12 protein-coding genes, 1 tRNA gene and 3 pseudogenes are annotated in these 16,680 nt (G+C 38.0%); 5 read left to right on the top strand and 11 right to left on the bottom strand.

Going from position 1 to position 16,680, the window contains the following annotated elements; all coding sequences use genetic code 11:
• Positions 1-74 precede the first annotated feature (74 nt).
• The gene (locus RHABOEDO_RS00335; protein ID WP_194845843.1) at positions 75-329 is read left to right on the top strand and encodes a hypothetical protein; all 255 of its coding nucleotides are present in this window, start codon (positions 75-77) and stop codon (positions 327-329) included.
• An 8-nt stretch (positions 330-337) separates the two neighbouring features.
• Positions 338-412 (top strand) — tRNA-Pro (locus RHABOEDO_RS00330).
• Positions 413-1,189: 777 nt separating this feature from the next.
• Here the strand turns inward: RHABOEDO_RS00330 and RHABOEDO_RS11060 are convergent.
• The 5 genes and pseudogenes from RHABOEDO_RS11060 to RHABOEDO_RS11305 all read right to left on the bottom strand — a co-directional run bounded on the left by RHABOEDO_RS11060 (position 1,190) and on the right by RHABOEDO_RS11305 (position 4,029).
• The gene (locus RHABOEDO_RS11060) at positions 1,190-1,318 is read right to left on the bottom strand and encodes a hypothetical protein (RefSeq protein WP_256439939.1); all 129 of its coding nucleotides are present in this window, start codon (positions 1,316-1,318) and stop codon (positions 1,190-1,192) included.
• 31 nt (positions 1,319-1,349) lie between these two features.
• Positions 1,350-1,835: an IS630 family transposase gene (locus tag RHABOEDO_RS11320; RefSeq protein ID WP_245397582.1), complete on the bottom strand. Its 486-nt coding sequence runs from the start codon at positions 1,833-1,835 to the stop codon at positions 1,350-1,352.
• A gap of 5 nt (positions 1,836-1,840) precedes the next feature.
• A pseudogene (locus RHABOEDO_RS11315) lies at positions 1,841-2,182 on the bottom strand (IS630 transposase-related protein); the annotation flags it as partial.
• 10 nt (positions 2,183-2,192) lie between these two features.
• Positions 2,193-2,985 (bottom strand): IS5 family transposase gene (locus tag RHABOEDO_RS11310; protein WP_220017848.1). Its coding sequence is split into 2 segments (ribosomal slippage): positions 2,193-2,720 and positions 2,722-2,985, totalling 792 coding nucleotides; the frame shifts between segments, so codons are not numbered across the junction.
• Positions 2,986-3,123: 138 nt separating this feature from the next.
• Positions 3,124-4,029, bottom strand: coding sequence for an IS630 family transposase (locus RHABOEDO_RS11305; protein ID WP_220017634.1), 906 nt, complete (start codon positions 4,027-4,029; stop codon positions 3,124-3,126).
• 315 nt (positions 4,030-4,344) lie between these two features.
• On the opposite strand from RHABOEDO_RS11305, the gene RHABOEDO_RS11300 reads away from it, so the two are divergent.
• On the top strand, positions 4,345-8,406 hold the full coding sequence (locus RHABOEDO_RS11300; RefSeq protein WP_281069553.1) for an autotransporter outer membrane beta-barrel domain-containing protein: 4,062 nt from the start codon (positions 4,345-4,347) through the stop codon (positions 8,404-8,406).
• Positions 8,407-8,614: 208 nt separating this feature from the next.
• A complete protein-coding gene (locus RHABOEDO_RS11295; RefSeq protein ID WP_220017632.1) occupies positions 8,615-9,649 on the top strand; it encodes an IS630 family transposase in 1,035 nt (344 codons plus the stop codon).
• Positions 9,650-9,831: 182 nt separating this feature from the next.
• Here RHABOEDO_RS11295 and RHABOEDO_RS11290 read toward each other — a convergent pair whose 3' ends face one another.
• Entirely contained in the window at positions 9,832-10,845 is a 1,014-nt protein-coding gene (locus RHABOEDO_RS11290; RefSeq protein ID WP_215216525.1) for an IS30 family transposase, read from the bottom strand.
• A gap of 80 nt (positions 10,846-10,925) precedes the next feature.
• Between RHABOEDO_RS11290 and RHABOEDO_RS11285 the strand changes: the two are divergent.
• Positions 10,926-11,110 (top strand): annotated as a pseudogene (locus RHABOEDO_RS11285) (transposase); the annotation flags it as partial.
• On the opposite strand, the gene RHABOEDO_RS11280 reads toward RHABOEDO_RS11285, so the two are convergent.
• From RHABOEDO_RS11280 to RHABOEDO_RS00260, 5 genes and pseudogenes are all read right to left on the bottom strand, one after another.
• Complete coding sequence (locus tag RHABOEDO_RS11280; protein WP_256439899.1) at positions 11,107-11,232, bottom strand: hypothetical protein; 126 nt, start codon at positions 11,230-11,232, stop codon at positions 11,107-11,109. The pseudogene RHABOEDO_RS11285 and the gene RHABOEDO_RS11280 sit on opposite strands and share 4 nt — an antisense overlap.
• Before the next feature lie 73 nt (positions 11,233-11,305).
• Positions 11,306-11,476: pseudogene (locus tag RHABOEDO_RS11275) on the bottom strand (transposase); the annotation flags it as partial.
• A 256-nt stretch (positions 11,477-11,732) separates the two neighbouring features.
• Positions 11,733-12,836 (bottom strand): autotransporter outer membrane beta-barrel domain-containing protein, encoded by a 1,104-nt coding sequence (locus RHABOEDO_RS11270; RefSeq protein WP_220017631.1) that lies wholly within the window; start codon positions 12,834-12,836, stop codon positions 11,733-11,735.
• Positions 12,837-12,874: 38 nt separating this feature from the next.
• Positions 12,875-15,814 carry an autotransporter-associated beta strand repeat-containing protein gene (locus RHABOEDO_RS11265; protein ID WP_220017630.1) on the bottom strand — a complete coding sequence of 980 codons (2,940 nt, stop codon included), beginning with the start codon at positions 15,812-15,814 and terminating at the stop codon, positions 12,875-12,877.
• A gap of 375 nt (positions 15,815-16,189) precedes the next feature.
• Entirely contained in the window at positions 16,190-16,642 is a 453-nt protein-coding gene (locus RHABOEDO_RS00260) for a hypothetical protein (RefSeq protein ID WP_215216724.1), read from the bottom strand.
• Positions 16,643-16,680 lie beyond the last annotated feature (38 nt).

Below are 16,680 nucleotides of genomic sequence, written 5' to 3'. Positions count from 1 at the left end.
GTTTTTGATTGACAAAAGGACAATCTAAGACTTAGGATCTATGGCTTTATGTTCAAGAACACGCGGTATTTAAAATGAAAGATCTAGCAGAAAACAACCTTGTGCGTTTTAAAAATATTTCTAAGAAAAAAGAAGCTATTTACGCAAATTTCAAAGTAACGGGTGTAAGATCAGGAGTGAATTTTTCTGCTTCTATTTCTGTGGATATATCCGCAGCAGAAGTGCATGCTGGCGATGTTTTAGAAAAAATCATCGAAGAATGCGCTAGAATTGGCGTCAAAGAATTTAAGCGGGCGGAATTTCAATTTGAAGGACTCACTTCTATTTAAATCTTTATCTGGGTGTGGCGCAGCTTGGCTAGCGCACTAGCATGGGGTGCTAGGGGTCGGAGGTTCGAATCCTCTCATCCAGATTTTTTCCTGCTTTTTAATAGAAACTATTTTATTGTTTTTTTTAATGGTCACCCTTAAAGAAAAAGTCATGATCTTAAAAAAACCCTTTAAAACGTAACTCTGCTTTTTATGATCTTTTCACTAAAAGCCGATGCTTGTACTTGCCTTCTCTACCAAGGCACTCAAAACGTTGTTATTACAGGCGATCGATATAGGAGAAAAAGATTTGGATTACGTTTCAGTCTTTTTGAGATTAGTAATAACTTCTCGAGTAGTATATGAAAGCGATCATCGAAAATAGGGTATGTCAATTTTTCTGTGTAAATCCGGTTTAGTCATTTATGTAAATTTTTTTTTAGCCGTTGCAACTTCATTAGATCTCTTGCATAACCAATAAGCAATCTAAAATTTTAAAGTATTTTAATCCATGAGATATGATTGTTTGAGCGATATAGCTGGAAATGCTTTTGTTAAGAAAGGAATCTATAAATCAAAGCTTTAAAATAAGGGGTTATACTAGTTTGATTTCAAATTAAGAATTGCATAACTAGGTTTTTTTGAAAAAACTGCGCTATCTTGCAAGGAGATGTTATCTTTTTATATAAAAATATTTATACATTCAAACTCTTAATTTGAATGTAAACGAGTATACTAGTTTGGCTTCAAATTAAGAATTTGAACTATATAAAAATCTTTAAGCAAAGAACAATACCTTCTATGAAGGTAAAGAGATTTTTTTCAAAATACCAAGATGTAATCCTTAATTTGAAATTAAACTAGTATATAGTAGTGCCGATTCAAACGGCTAGCTTAATGGGGTTCAAGTCAACGACTTGAAACTTGTCGTTAATCCTACATTGCAAAACATCTGTTAGTTTCGGTATCTCTTCTAAGAAGAATCCTCTAATTGCCTGAAAAAAAGTCACCGACGTTTCGTAATATCGATTGTATAGTTATTTAAATCGACATTGATAAAACAGCTTGATCTAAGGCTTCGGATAAATTAGCTACAGTAGGTAAAAGTTCTCGGATTTTCGTTTTCATATTGGCCCAATATTTTTCGATAGGATTTAAGTCCGGTGAATAAGGCGGGAGAAAGAGCATTTCGTATCCACTTTCCTCTATCAATGTTCTAGTTGTCTTTGATTTATGAAAGCTCGCGTTATCGAGAATCAAAACTTGGCCATGAGTCAAATTTGGAATCAATTCCTGTTTTAGCCATACATTAAATAGATCCGTATTGCAAGTTCCTTCAAAACACATCGGTGCCAGCAATTTCTTCCCTTGTAGTGCCGAAATTACACTCTGTCTACCAAATCGTTTTCCTGAAATTCCTCCAAATATTTGTTTTCCCCTCGCGCTCCTCGCATATTGCCTATGCACATATTGACTGATTCCGCTCTGATCCAAATAGACCCTTTTTTCAGGAGAAATTGCTTCTATCTTTTTTAGATATTCCGCTCTTGCTTCCGCATTCCTTTCCTTATAAAACGCAATCTTTTTTTTCTTGTGATCTTGAGTCTTTTCAAAGCGTAAAAGATTGCTTGCAAAGTCAAACCAAAATGCTTTGCAATCTCTGATAAAAAATGATCGGGGTTTTTTTCTACATAAGCGATTAATCTCTGATCATCAATTTTCTTATAAGTGCTTTTCTTTTTTAGAGGTTCTACGTTTCCTCTTTGTTTCTTACGCTTTACCCATCGGTAGACAGTTGCAATCCCAACTTGAAATAGCTGGCTGGCCTTCATTTTGTCGTTATTTTCTTCTAGGTATTGAAGCACTCGTTTTCTTAGAGCCTGTTTAAAATCTTTTCAAAAGTAGAGCAATAAAAGCAAGAACCACCATATTCAGGCTTGTATATAGTTTTCTTTCGCAATTTTTCCATAGCCTGCGACATTTTTCTATCCACGCAAAAGAACGCTCTACAACCCATCTTTTGGAAATAACTGTAAAAGTATGAAGTGTATTTCTTTTGGCTATTTCTACTATACATCCTAATATCTCCTGCACACTCTTTGCAAATTTTTCTCCAGAATATCCTCCATCTGCTAAAACATTTTTTACACCGAATAAATGGTTTTTATGTAGTGAAAATGCTTCTATACACCCATTTCTGTCAGTGATATTAGCGGTGGTAATGTGAATCGCATGAGGAAGCCCTTGGCTATCGACTGCTATATGTCTTTTTATTCCTGATATTTTTTTCCCTGCATCATATCCTGTCTTCTCCGCTGTATCAGTATTTTTAACACTTTGCGCATCAATAATTACAAAGCTTGTTTTCTCTTTCCGACCACTGCTTTTTCTGGCCTCGCCAACCAATTTTTTTTAAAACTATTTCAAGAATACTCTTAGAATTTTTATCCTCTTTTTTATTCCAAAGATGGAAATAATAATAACACAATTCCCATTTAGGATATTCTATGGGTAACATACGCCACTGGCAACCACTTTTTAAAATGTACAAAATTCCACAAAAAATATCATATAGATCAACTCTTCGTGGACGTGTTTTTTTGCGTGTAGACTCAAGTATTAGATGGATTTTGCTAAATTGTTTACGAGAGATATCGCTTGGATAAGAGCGGGTCATAATTACCTCCAAAGGTTTTATGAAAACTATCATTATACCTTAATGAGAAGATTTTAAACAGGCTCTTAGATCCATTGAATAAGGTTTAGGCATTTCTCTACCTCCATATATTTTGTTGGAGAAAAATATACAACTTTATCAATAATATTTTAAATAACTATATACCGTCTTTTCCCTTAAGATCTTCCACAAGCGTTCAATAGGATTCAAATTCGGTGAATAAGGAGGGAGATAGTGCACTTTAATCCTAGAAGACATCAGAAACTCTTCTAGTTTCTTATTTTTGTTTGATCTCGCATTATCCAAAATTACATGAATAATTCGAGCCTCTGTCTGTTTTTCTAGCTTCTTGAAAAAATCGAGCATTGCATCGGCATCAACTGTCTTATATTCCTCTGTAAAAATCTTCATTCCTGTCAGGCAAAGAGCTCCAGCAAAATGCAATCGCAATTGTTTCCCGGATGTCTGCAAAGTCTTTTGAACGCCTTTTTTGATCCATCCACATACGGCTTGGGACTGATGTTCAGGATGCACAGCATCTATGAAATAAATCTCTTCATCAGGGTTTAAGGTCTCCTTTAAAGCCATATATTGTTCTATGAAAATTCGTTGTTTTTCAAGATCTAATTTCCCAGGAATCTTTTTAGGACGTTTATAAGCAAATCCGTGCTGTATTAGCCAATCTGTCATGCCACTTCGGGAATATTTTATCCCATATTGCTCATGCACATAAGCTATGATCCCTTTGACTTTAAGATAGGTCTTTTCCTGTAGGTGTTTTAGTAGAGACTCTGTTTGGTCTTGTGAAAGTTTTGATTTGTTACCGCCTCGAGGGCTACTTCCAGTTTTATTTTCGGAATCATATTCTCTGAGGTATTCCTGAACAGTGATAGGACTTATCCGGAGTGTTTTAGCAAGATTTTTTGTTGAGATACCCTCATCATAGCCCAAAATTACACAAAGCCTATTCCGTTCAGAATAGTCTTTTGGATGCTTTAACTTGTGTTCTAAGTCAGCTATCTGGCTAGGGGTCAGTTTTTTCATGCTCAATAGCTTAACACAAAACAAATATTTTTCTATACGATTGAATCGGAACCACTATATATGCAAGAAATCTATTTTCCTTGAAGTGTAAGATAATCAATTTATCGCTCCTCAAATTTTTTATTTACAAAGAAATTTTTACAGACTCAAAAAACGATAGCAGATTATTTGGCTAATTCAAAATTTTTATCTTTTAGGTCTAGGAATGTAGGTTATTCAATAATTTTTAAAAAAATTATTGTCATTTTTAATAAAAATGTTATATGCATATATCTTTAAAGAATAAAGTTAACTATTTATAACATTTGAGTATGTATGGATTCTAAGCACTTTCTTATCTTAACTAGCATAATTTTTTTTTCAGCTCCTTTGTGGGGCGATACCTATACAGTTTCAAGTGAGGCCGATGCAGGCCCAGGCAGCCTTAGACAAGCTATTTTAGATCTGAATGAGACAGGGAATACAGCTACTAATACTATAACTATAAATAGCGGATTGCCTCCTATTCTGCTTAATAGCAAATTACCTGTTATCCAAAGAACGGCAAAGATTACTACGTCTGGAACAGTTCCTCAAATAATTGATGGGAACCAAAATCGTTTATTCGTTGCAAATGCTAATCTAACTATCGAAAATTGCAATATACAAAATGGTGCAGCTATTGGGGGAAATGGAATCTCAAATCAAGGTAGTGGAGGAGGAGGAGGATTAGGAGCAGGGGGTGGAGTGTATGTAGCTCCTAATACTGTTGTTACTTTGAATAACACCTCTCTTAAGAATAATCTTGCACAAGGAGGAAAAGGTGCAAGTGGTTTTCAAAATTTGAAAGGAGGAGGTTTCAGTGGATCAGGAGGAGGGGCTAGTTTTTCATCAGCTGACCCAAATGCTAGTCGGACACAAGGAGGAGGGGATAATCCAGGTCAACATGGATCTATGGGAAATCCAGTAGCAATAGGAGGAAATGAAGGAGGAAATGGAGGAACGGTAACAGCTCAGGCTCTTTACGACAACGACATATATAAAGTTCTCTTTATCGGTTCTAAATTCCCAGGGATTGGAGGTTTTTTTTCTATAGCTAAAAAATTCACTAAAGTCGATTTAACGCCCCAATTTGACATAACAGATGGTGAGTCAGGCAGTAGTTCTGAAAACTTAAGCAATAATGATGGTGGAGGAAAAGGTGGCTCTACTACAGGTAGTATTTATGAGTTTTTGACAAGTGATCAAGTTGTAGATGGAGGAACGGGAGGAAAAGGAGGAGCCGGTGGAGGTGGAGGTGGAGGTGCGTATGTTGCACAACCCCCAACACTATTTGAGCAAGTAGCAAACATAGAATTCAACGAACGCGTAGTCTACGCAAAAATACAACTTGTCTCTCAACCTGGTAATGGTGGTGATAAGGGTGGTGGTGGTGGTGGTGCGGCTAACCTAAGAAACGGTGGTGGTGGTGGTGGCTATGGCAGCGGTGGTGGAGGGGGGTCCTCAGTCACTCTCGACATTTCAACTCCAAAACCAAAACGGGGAGATACTCCAGGCGCTACTTCCAGAACTCCTAATCAGGCAATAGCACAACTAGTACCTATAACGGGTTTTGGTAGTGGCGGTGGTGGTGGTTTTGGCGGTGGCGGTGGTGGTGGTGGTGGAGATTTAACGACCCTCCCGGGAGCAACAGTCAAATATACATCCGGAGGAAGATCCAAATTCGGTAGAAGTGGGATTCTAACAATTTCTGTTGGGAGAAACATCCCTTACCAGGGAGGAGGAGGAGGAGGCGGAGGTGGTTTTGGAGGAGGCGGAGGTGGCAACGATGCTTTTCTTCAGGAGGAGGAAAACAACCTTGCTAAAAAGCCTAAATATTATATTTTTAAGGAAGGTATGGTTAGCCAAGGAGGGAACTTTGGGGGAAATGGCGGTGGTCAGGCTCAACAAATAAAACCTTATGCAGGAAGTGGTGGTGGTGGAGCTGGAATTGGAGGAGCTGTTTTTGTTGGTAACAACGCCCAGTTAATTATCCAAGACTCGGTTTCTTTACGTGGGAATCAAACCCAAGGAGGCGAGGCTGGAACAGATTCTGTCGGATCTGATATTGCTCTACCCGCTGGGCCTGGGCTTGGATTTGCTGACGATATTTTTTTATATAGTGACGCTAAGTTAGTATTTCAAAATGAGAACTCTTTACTAGCAGATTTTAGTATCCAATCAGATCCAGGAAGTTTTCAAGATATAGGGGTTAGAAAAGAAGGTAGTGGCACGGTTACTATGACCTCACAAAAAAACAACTATCGAGGACCTACTGTAATCAAAGAGGGAACTATTGTTATAGCAAGTGATGTGCTGGGATTTCGTTCTTCAGAGCTCGTTTTTGCAGGAGGAACCCTTGAAGCAACGGATACTTTTTCCTTAGAAAGGGATATTATTTTAAATTTAGAGGGAACTATTGCTGTAAATCCTTCTCGTACTTTATTTATTGGAGGCCCTATCCGGGGTGAGGGTTCTCTCACAAAAACAGACGCGGGGACCTTGGTTTTAACAGAAACAGTTCCTATGGGAAATTTGATCATAAAAGACGGAACTGTGCAAGGAAACGCATCTTATATACAAAACGATGTTCTTATTAACAGCTTCGGAACTCTAATTTTTGACCAAAACTTTTCAGGAGCCTACGAAGGTCAAATATCAGGTAATGGTACTCTAGTTAAAGATGGAACTGAAAGATTATCTTTTATTGGAGTTGATGATTTTGCAGGTAATACTATTATTCAAAACGGGACTCTTGTCATTCCTGTCAAAGAAAAATTTGCCAGCAATTCTGTTAATGTAATGCGTGGCACACTGCAAAATAATGGAACAATCAATGCAGGCGTTGTTACCAACTATGGCTATATTTTTGGCTCTGGAACATTCAATATAAGCATTATGAAGAACTTCGGTTTTGTAGAACCAGGGAATTCTATTGGAACCCTTACAATCAACGGGAATTATACGCAAGACCCATCTGGTAGATTAGGTATAGAAATTGATGTTATAGGAGGAAGCGATCTACTAGAAGTGACAGGGATGGCCTCGTTGAACGGGGAGCTTCTCATCAAGCCTACACCCGGAGTTTATTTAGAAGGAACAACCTATACTTTTCTTACTGCAGAATCTGTCACAGGACAATTTAGCCGTACTGTTATTAGTAGGCCCTTTGATTACACCATCAATTATTTGCCTAACCAAGTTCAACTCTTTTTAAAATCCCCTTCTGTAGTTGTAGGTATGCCTGATTCTAACTTGACCGGTAATCCGAAATCTGTTGCAGATTGTCTATTTTGTAATAACTTTGATTTTGCAAATACAGATCTAGTTTTAGTGGCTAATGCGTTACTCCAGCTACCGATGGATGAATATGCAAAAGCACTTAAAAGCTTAACCCCTGCTGCATTTGGATCTCTGCCCTTAGTTGAACTCGAGAACAATTTTAATTTTGCCAATACCTTTTTTTTAACAGGAGTTGGTCAAAGGTCTTATTGTTACGCAGATATCGATGAACCTACAAATATTTGGTTTAACCCTTTAGGGTTTATTTATTCACAAGAAGAGCGTCAAGGAGCTCCTGGCTTTACGGCTCGCACCTGGGGAGTTGCAGTGGGGGCAGACCGCCTATTTCTCGATGAGTGGAGCCTAGGCATAGGATTTGGATACTCTCATGCCCAACTTGATTGGAAACATCAGGTGGGCCATGCTCATGCTGATTCCATATACTTAGGTCCTTATGTTAAGTACGACTGTGAAAATTTCTATTTCGATTTTCTGCTTTTAGGAGTAGGTAATTTCTATGATGTGGATCGAAAAATTGTATTTCCAGGGCTTTCTAGAAAAGCGCATAGCGATCCTACTACTTGGAACCTTTCAGAGATTCTCCTAGCAGGGTTTAGATTAGAGCCTTTCCATATAGACAATTTTTTCGTTCAACCTGAAATCAGATTAGATCAAACCAACTCGTTCCAAGGGAAATTTAAAGAAAAAGGAGCTCAGTCTATTGACCTTTCTATAAAAGGCAAATGCTCTTCCTTTTTACGTTCTTTGGTCAATATTAAAGTCACTAAAGAATCATGTGTTGCTGGTTTTTGCTTAGTTCCTAGTGTCAATCTAGGTTGGTTGAGAACAACTCCTCTAACGCGCGGTCATTACACTTCTGGATTTAGAGGGGGAACATTTTTTAGACCTGATTTTACAACTTCTAACTTTCACCAAACAATCGATCAATTGCTCGTGGGTGCGCAATTTCTTGTCTCCCGCCAAGGAGACATCCAGTTATCTATAGGATATGAAGGGGTTTTTGGAAAAAGATCAACAGTGAATGAAATGAATATAAATGCGTCTTGGAATTTTTAACTCTTACTTTTAATCCTTTTTATACGGTTCAAAGTAAGTGTTTCTCTTGCATAGCTTAAGGAAACAGCTATATGCTAAAACGTTTTTTACACCGAACAATGGTTTTTATGTATTGAAAATGCTTCTATACACCCATTTCTGTCAGTGATATAGTGGTTCCGATTCAATCGTATAGAAAAATATTTTGTTTTGTGTTAAGCTATTGAGTATGAAAAAACTGATCCCTAGCCAGAGAGCTGACTTAGAACACAAGTTAAAGCATCCAAAAGACTATTCTGAACGGAATAGGCTTTGTGTAATTTTGGGCTATGATGAGGGTATCTCAACAAAAAATCTTGCTAAAACACTCCGGATAAGCCCTATCACTGTTCAGAAATACCTCAGAGAATATGATTCCGAAAATAAAACTGGAAGTAGCCCTCGAGGCGGTAGCAAATCAAAACTTTCACAAGACCAAAAAGAGTCTCTACTAAAACACCTACATGAAAAGACCTATCTTAAAGTCAAAGGGATCATAGCTTATGTGCATGAGCAATATGGGATAAAATATTCCCGAAGTGGCATGACAGATTGGCTCATACAGCACGGATTTGTTTATAAACGTCCTAAAAAGATTCCTGGGAAATTAGCTCCTGAAAAACAACGAATTTTCATAGAACAATATAGGGCTTTAAAGGAGACCTTAAACCCTGATGAAGAGATCTATTTCATAGATGCTGTGCATCCTGAACATCAGTCCCAAGCCGTATGTGGATGGATCAAAAAAGGCGTTCAAAAGACTTTGCAGACATCCGGGAAACAATTGCGATTGCATTTTGCTGGAGCTCTTTGCCTGACAGGAATGAAGATTTTTACAGAGGAATATAAGACAGTTGATGCCGATGCAATGCTCGATTTTTTCAAGAAGCTAGAAAAACAGACAGAGGCTCGAATTATTCATGTAATTTTGGATAATGCAAGATCAAACAAAAATAAGAAACTAGAAGAGTTTCTGATGTCTTCTAGGATTAAAGTGCACTATCTCCCTCCTTATTCGCCGAATTTGAATCCTATTGAACGCTTGTGGAAGATCTTAAAGGAAAAGAAGGTATACAATCGATATTACGAAACGTCGGTGACTTTTTTTCAGGCAATTAGAGGATTCTTCTTAGAAGAGATACCGAAAATAACAGATATTTTGAAATGTAGGATAAACGACAAGTTTCAAGTCGTTGACTTAAATCCCATTAAGCTAGCCGTTTGAATCGGCACTAGTATATACTCGTTTATCTTTAAATTAAGATTTAACTAAGTAAAATTTCTTAGATAAAAGAGGCTGCAGTTCTTCCCGATATTTAGGAATATTTTCAAAAAAAGCACAAATTGCCTTGGCCCTTTCAACCTTGAAGTGCACAAAAAAGAACATATAAATACTTGAAAAAACATCTATTGTGCACCCGAGCATAGCATGTTTGTAGATAATCTCGTAAACACTTCTAGTGGAGTTTCGAAGTTGAGAGCCTTTCTAGGTCTGTTATTTAGTAAAGTTTCCACCCTTTCTATATCCTTGGAAGTCGTATCTAAAAAGCTTTGTGTTTTAGGAAAATATTGCCTAACTAGTCCGTTTGTATGCTCATTTAAGCCTCTTTCCCAAGAATGGTAGGGCGTTGCAAAGTAGAAGTCTGTCTCTAGCTCGAAACTAACCATTTGGTGATAGGCAAATTCTTTTCCGTTGTCTGCTGTTAATGTGTGTACAAAATCTTTGATAGGTTTAAGTTGTTCAATTAACGCTTGACTTACTTCCTCTGCAGTTTTATGAGAAACTTTGGCGAGCTTAGTTAGCTTGGAAGTTCTTTCTACCATTGATACAATTACGCCTTTATGTCCTGCCCCTATGACTGTATCTAGTTCCCAGTCTCCTAAACGAGTCTTTTTTTCTACAATACAAGGCCGTTGCTTAATATCTATACGACCAGGCATGTTCCCTCTTCCAGAAGCTCCCTTTCTCTGCTTGTTATATTTTTTCCCTCGATGACGGAGCTCTCTATAAAGCTGTCCTCCCTGTCGTTTATCTTTCCAGATATGATTATAGATGGTCTCATGACTAACATGTTCTTTACCATGTCTTTTAAGCCATCCGGATATTTGTATAGGGCTCCATTGCAACTTGATTTTTTCTTCAATACGGGTAACTATTTGAGGAGTCATTTTTTTATTGGGCTGAGAATTTTTTCTAAGAAATGCTTTTTCTTGAGCTTGCTGATGACGGTATCCTCGTTGCCCTTTATTTCTCTTAAGTTCCCTACTAATAGTGCTATGATGAACTTTTAGAATGTTTGCTATTGAGCTAGATGTATCTCCTCTAGCTTTTAAAATATAAATCTGACATCTTTGGTCATAGGTTAGGTGATGGTAGCCTTTAGGCAAGGTCTCTCCTTGTGTTTGATTGTTAAAAATCACAATAGAGATTCTTTCATCGCCTGCCTATTCTTTTTTTAATTCTTCTGTGCACTTCAAACTTGAAAAGACTGGGATGTATAGTAGAAATAGCCAAAAGAAATACACTTCATACTTTTACAGTTATCCCAAAAGATGGGTTGTAGAGCGTTCTTTTGCGTGGATAGAAAAATGTCGCAGGCTATGGAAAAATTGCGAAAGAAAACTACATACAAGCCTGAATATGGTGGTTCTTGCTTTTATTGCTCTACTTTTGAAAAGATTTTAAACAGGCTCTAACAATAAAATAGATTTGATTCTATCGCATAGCCTTTTATCCCGTTCATGGCGATGACGAGCCTTGAGAATGTCTTTTTGGTTTCTTGTTAAAAAGTTCGCTTCAGGTTGCATAGATGTAAGGTTTATAACTTAATCAATGAGAAAAATTCAATGAATTTAGTGTTTGAAAAGTCTTTTTTCTAATGCGTTTCAGTATATTAGCGGTGGTAATGTGAATAGCATGAGGAAGTCCTTGGGTATCGAATGCTATATGTCTTTTTATTCCTGATATTTTTTTCTCTGCATCATATCCTTTCTTCTCTGATGTATCAGTATTTTTAACACTTTGAGCATCAATAATTACAAAGCTTGTTTTCTCTTTCCGATTCACTACATAAAAACCATTTGTTCGGTGTAAAAAACGTTTTAGCATATAGCTGTTTCCTTAAGCTATGCAAGAGAAACACTTACTTTTTGAGCATCAATAATTACAAAGCTTGTTTTCTCTTTCCGATTCACTACATAAAAACCATTTGTTCGGTGTAAAAAACGTTTTAGCATATAGCTGTTTCCTTAAGCTATGCAAGAGAAACACTTACTTTGAACCGTATAAAAAGGATTAAAAGTAAGAGTTAAAAATTCCAAGACGCATTTATATTCATTTCATTCACTGTTGATCTTTTTCCAAAAACCCCTTCATATCCTATAGATAACTGGATGTCTCCTTGGCGGGAGACAAGAAATTGCGCACCCACGAGCAATTGATCGATTGTTTGGTGAAAGTTAGAAGTTGTAAAATCAGGTCTAAAAAATGTTCCCCCTCTAAATCCAGAAGTGTAATGACCGCGCGTTAGAGGAGTTGTTCTCAACCAACCTAGATTGACACTAGGAACTAAGCAAAAACCAGCAACACATGATTCTTTAGTGACTTTAATATTGACCAAAGAACGTAAAAAGGAAGAGCATTTGCCTTTTATAGAAAGGTCAATAGACTGAGCTCCTTTTTCTTTAAATTTCCCTTGGAACGAGTTGGTTTGATCTAATCTGATTTCAGGTTGAACGAAAAAATTGTCTATATGGAAAGGCTCTAATCTAAACCCTGCTAGGAGAATCTCTGAAAGGTTCCAAGTAGTAGGATCGCTATGCGCTTTTCTAGAAAGCCCTGGAAATACAATTTTTCGATCCACATCATAGAAATTACCTACTCCTAAAAGCAGAAAATCGAAATAGAAATTTTCACAGTCGTACTTAACATAAGGACCTAAGTATATGGAATCAGCATGAGCATGGCCCACCTGATGTTTCCAATCAAGTTGGGCATGAGAGTATTCAAATCCTATGCCTAGGCTCCACTCATCGAGAAATAGGCGGTCTGCCCCCACTGCAACTCCCCAGGTGCGAGCCGTAAAGCCAGGAGCTCCTTGACGCTCTTCTTGTGAATAAATAAACCCTAAAGGGTTAAACCAAATATTTGTAGGTTCATCGATATCTGCGTAACAATAAGACCTTTGACCAACTCCTGTTAAAAAAAAGGTATTGGCAAAATTAAAATTGTTCTCGAGTTCAACTAAGGGCAGAGATCCAAATGCAGCAGGGGTTAAGCTTTTAAGTGCTTTTGCATATTCATCCATCGGTAGCTGGAGTAACGCATTAGCCACTAAAACTAGATCTGTATTTGCAAAATCAAAGTTATTACAAAATAGACAATCTGCAACAGATTTCGGATTACCGGTCAAGTTAGAATCAGGCATACCTACAACTACAGAAGGGGATTTTAAAAGAGTTGAACTTGGTTAGGCAAATAATTGATGGTGTAATCAAAGGGCCTACTAATAACAGTACGGCTAAATTGTCCTGTGACAGATTCTGCAGTAAGAAAAGTATAGGTTGTTCCTTCTAAATAAACTCCGGGTGTAGGCTTGATGAGAAGCTCCCCGTTCAACGAGGCCATCCCTGTCACTTCTAGTAGATCGCTTCCTCCTATAACATCAATTTCTATACCTAATCTACCAGATGGGTCTTGCGTATAATTCCCGTTGATTGTAAGGGTTCCAATAGAATTCCCTGGTTCTACAAAACCGAAGTTCTTCATAATGCTTATATTGAATGTTCCAGAGCCAAAAATATAGCCATAGTTGGTAACAACGCCTGCATTGATTGTTCCATTATTTTGCAGTGTGCCACGCATTACATTAACAGAATTGCTGGCAAATTTTTCTTTGACAGGAATGACAAGAGTCCCGTTTTGAATAATAGTATTACCTGCAAAATCATCAACTCCAATAAAAGATAATCTTTCAGTTCCATCTTTAACTAGAGTACCATTACCTGATATTTGACCTTCGTAGGCTCCTGAAAAGTTTTGGTCAAAAATTAGAGTTCCGAAGCTGTTAATAAGAACATCGTTTTGTATATAAGATGCGTTTCCTTGCACAGTTCCGTCTTTTATGATCAAATTTCCCATAGGAACTGTTTCTGTTAAAACCAAGGTCCCCGCGTCTGTTTTTGTGAGAGAACCCTCACCCCGGATAGGGCCTCCAATAAATAAAGTACGAGAAGGATTTACAGCAATAGTTCCCTCTAAATTTAAAATAATATCCCTTTCTAAGGAAAAAGTATCCGTTGCTTCAAGGGTTCCTCCTGCAAAAACGAGCTCTGAAGAACGAAATCCCAGCACATCACTTGCTATAACAATAGTTCCCTCTTTGATTACAGTAGGTCCTCGATAGTTGTTTTTTTGTGAGGTCATAGTAACCGTGCCACTACCTTCTTTTCTAACCCCTATATCTTGAAAACTTCCTGGATCTGATTGGATACTAAAATCTGCTAGTAAAGAGTTCTCATTTTGAAATACTAACTTAGCGTCACTATATAAAAAAATATCGTCAGCAAATCCAAGCCCAGGCCCAGCGGGTAGAGCAATATCAGATCCGACAGAATCTGTTCCAGCCTCGCCTCCTTGGGTTTGATTCCCACGTAAAGAAACCGAGTCTTGGATAACTAACTGCGCGTTGTTACCAACAAAAACAGCTCCTCCAATTCCAGCTCCACCACCACCACTTCCTGCATAAGGTTTTATTTGTTGAGCCTGACCACCGCCATTTCCCCCAAAGCTCCCTCCTTGGCTGACCTCACCAGCCTTAAAAACATGATAATACTTTTCGTTGTTTTCAGAAGGCGTTTCCTGAAGAAAAGCATCGTTGCCACCTCCGCCGCCTCCAAAACCACCTCCGCCTCCTCCCCCTCCTCCCTGGAAAGGAATGTTTCTCCCAACAGAAATTACTATCGGGTTAAGCCTAAGAGCTTTGAATCCTCCTCCTCCTCCCGTTGTATATTTGACTGTTGCTCCTGGGAGGGTCGTTAAATCTCCACCACCACCACCGCCACCACCGCCAAACCCACCACCACCACCACCACTACCAAAACCCGTTATAGGTACTAGTTGTGCTATTGCCTGATTAGGAGTTCTGGAAATGGGGCCTGGAACCTCTCCCCGTCCTTTTTGTGGAGTTGAAAGGTCAATCACAGATGAGGATCCCCCACCACCACCGCTGCCATAACCACCACCACCACCACCGTTTCTTAGGACACTTGCAGCACCACCGCCACCGCCCTTATCACCACCATTACCAGGTTGAGATACAAGTTGTATTTTTACATAGACTATTTTTTCCCCGAATAGGACATTTGCTTTTTGCTGAAATAGTGTTGGAGGTTGTGCAACATACGCACCTCCACCCCCGCCTCCACCGGCTCCTCCTTTTCCTCCCGTTCCTCCATCTACAACTTGATCACTTGTCAAAAACTCATAAATACTACCTGTAGTAGAGCCACCTTTTCCACCACCACCATTGCTTAAGTCTCTAGAACTACTACCTAAATCACCATTTGTTATCTCGAATTTGGGTTCTAAAGGATCCTTAAAAAAAAGGTCATAAATGGCTTTACCAACTTGAAAAGCAGGACCAATTTTATTGACTGGGAATTTAGAACCTAGGTAAAATATTTTATAAGGGATGCCGTTGTACAAAACCTCAGCTGTTACCCTTCCTCCATTTCCTCCTCCATTTCCTCCTCCTGCTAATGGGTTTCCGTTCGCTCCATGTTGACCTGGATTATCCCCTCCTCCTTGTGTCGGACTAGCATTTGGGTCAGCTGATGAAAAACTAGCACCTCCTCCTGATCCACTGAAACCTCCTCCTTTCAAATTTTGAAAACCACCTGCACCTTTTCCTCCTTGTGCAAGATTATTCTTAAGAGAGGTGTTATTCAAAGTAACAACAGTATTAGGAGCTACATACACTCCACCCCCTGCTCCTAATCCTCCTCCTCCTCCACTACTTCGATTTGAGATTCCATTTCCCCCAATAGCTGCACCATTTTGTATATTGCAATTTTCGATAGTTAGATTAGCATTTGCAACGAATAAACGATTTTGGTTCCCATCAATTATTTGAGGAACTGTTCCAGACGTAGTAATCTTTGCCGTTCTTTGGATAACAGGTAATTTGCTAGTAAGCAGAATAGGAGGCAATCCGCTATTTATAGTTATAGTATTAGTAGCTGTATTCCCTGTCTCATTCAGATCTAAAATAGCTTGTCTAAGGCTGCCTGGGCCTGCATCGGCTTCACTTGAAACTGTATAGGTATCGCCCCACAAAGGAGCTGAAAAAAAAATTATGCTAGTTAAGATAAGAAAGTGCTTAGAATCCATATGTACTCAAATGTTATAAATAGTTAACTTTATTCTTTAAAGATATATGCATATAACATTTTTATTAAAAATAACAAAAATTTTTAAAAATCTATCGAGTTTTTTACTAGACTTCTTGCGTAATTAGATTTTCGCTATACTTCTTTCCTAAATGGAGGGAAAGGAAAAATTACTTAGAACTTCAATCTATCCCACCCGAGCAATTTAGAAGACAGACAGGAGTGAAACGAAAAACTTTTGAAGAAATGGTCTTAATTTTATTGGAAGAGCAAAACAAAAGATATAGAAAGGTTTGGTTTACGGTTCAATCTTATTGCTGGAATCTACAATTATGAAATTTTTATTTAACTACGCAAGAGGTCTAATAGACAAGACTTAAATAGTACGGGTTTTTATGAAGAGTTGGTAAATGAAATATCTTTTTTTAACTTTTGCATTTTCTGGATATATTTCGATGAGAATACGAATCAAATAATGGTTGTTTTCTTGTAAATGTATATATCCATACTTTTTTATGATTAGTTTCTTAGAAGAAGAACCTAATTTTAGAATAAACGATTCAGGTGCTGAAAGTTCGATTTTCTCTTTTGGACCCTTTGCTGATAAAACAGCTAGAAATTTTTTTTCCTGGGAATACAGATCTTTTTTAATAACAGAAAATTGGATATCAGCTAACCTACGTAGCTGCAGCTCTTGTAGAGAGAGATATTCTTTTTGCAAAGCTTTTATAGGCAAATAAGCAAAGGGTAGGATCATAGTGATAAGCAAAAATAAGGCGACCAATAGCTCTAGTAGTAAGAAAGGGCGTTTCTCGATGATACGTTTCATAATGCTTTCTAATCTACCCGTGAACGCTTTTTTTTGTA

The sequence above is a fragment of the Candidatus Rhabdochlamydia oedothoracis genome, assembly GCF_019453995.1.
Lineage (GTDB): Bacteria > Chlamydiota > Chlamydiia > Chlamydiales > Rhabdochlamydiaceae > Rhabdochlamydia > Rhabdochlamydia oedothoracis.
This window is presented reverse-complemented; position numbering and strand designations above follow the sequence as displayed.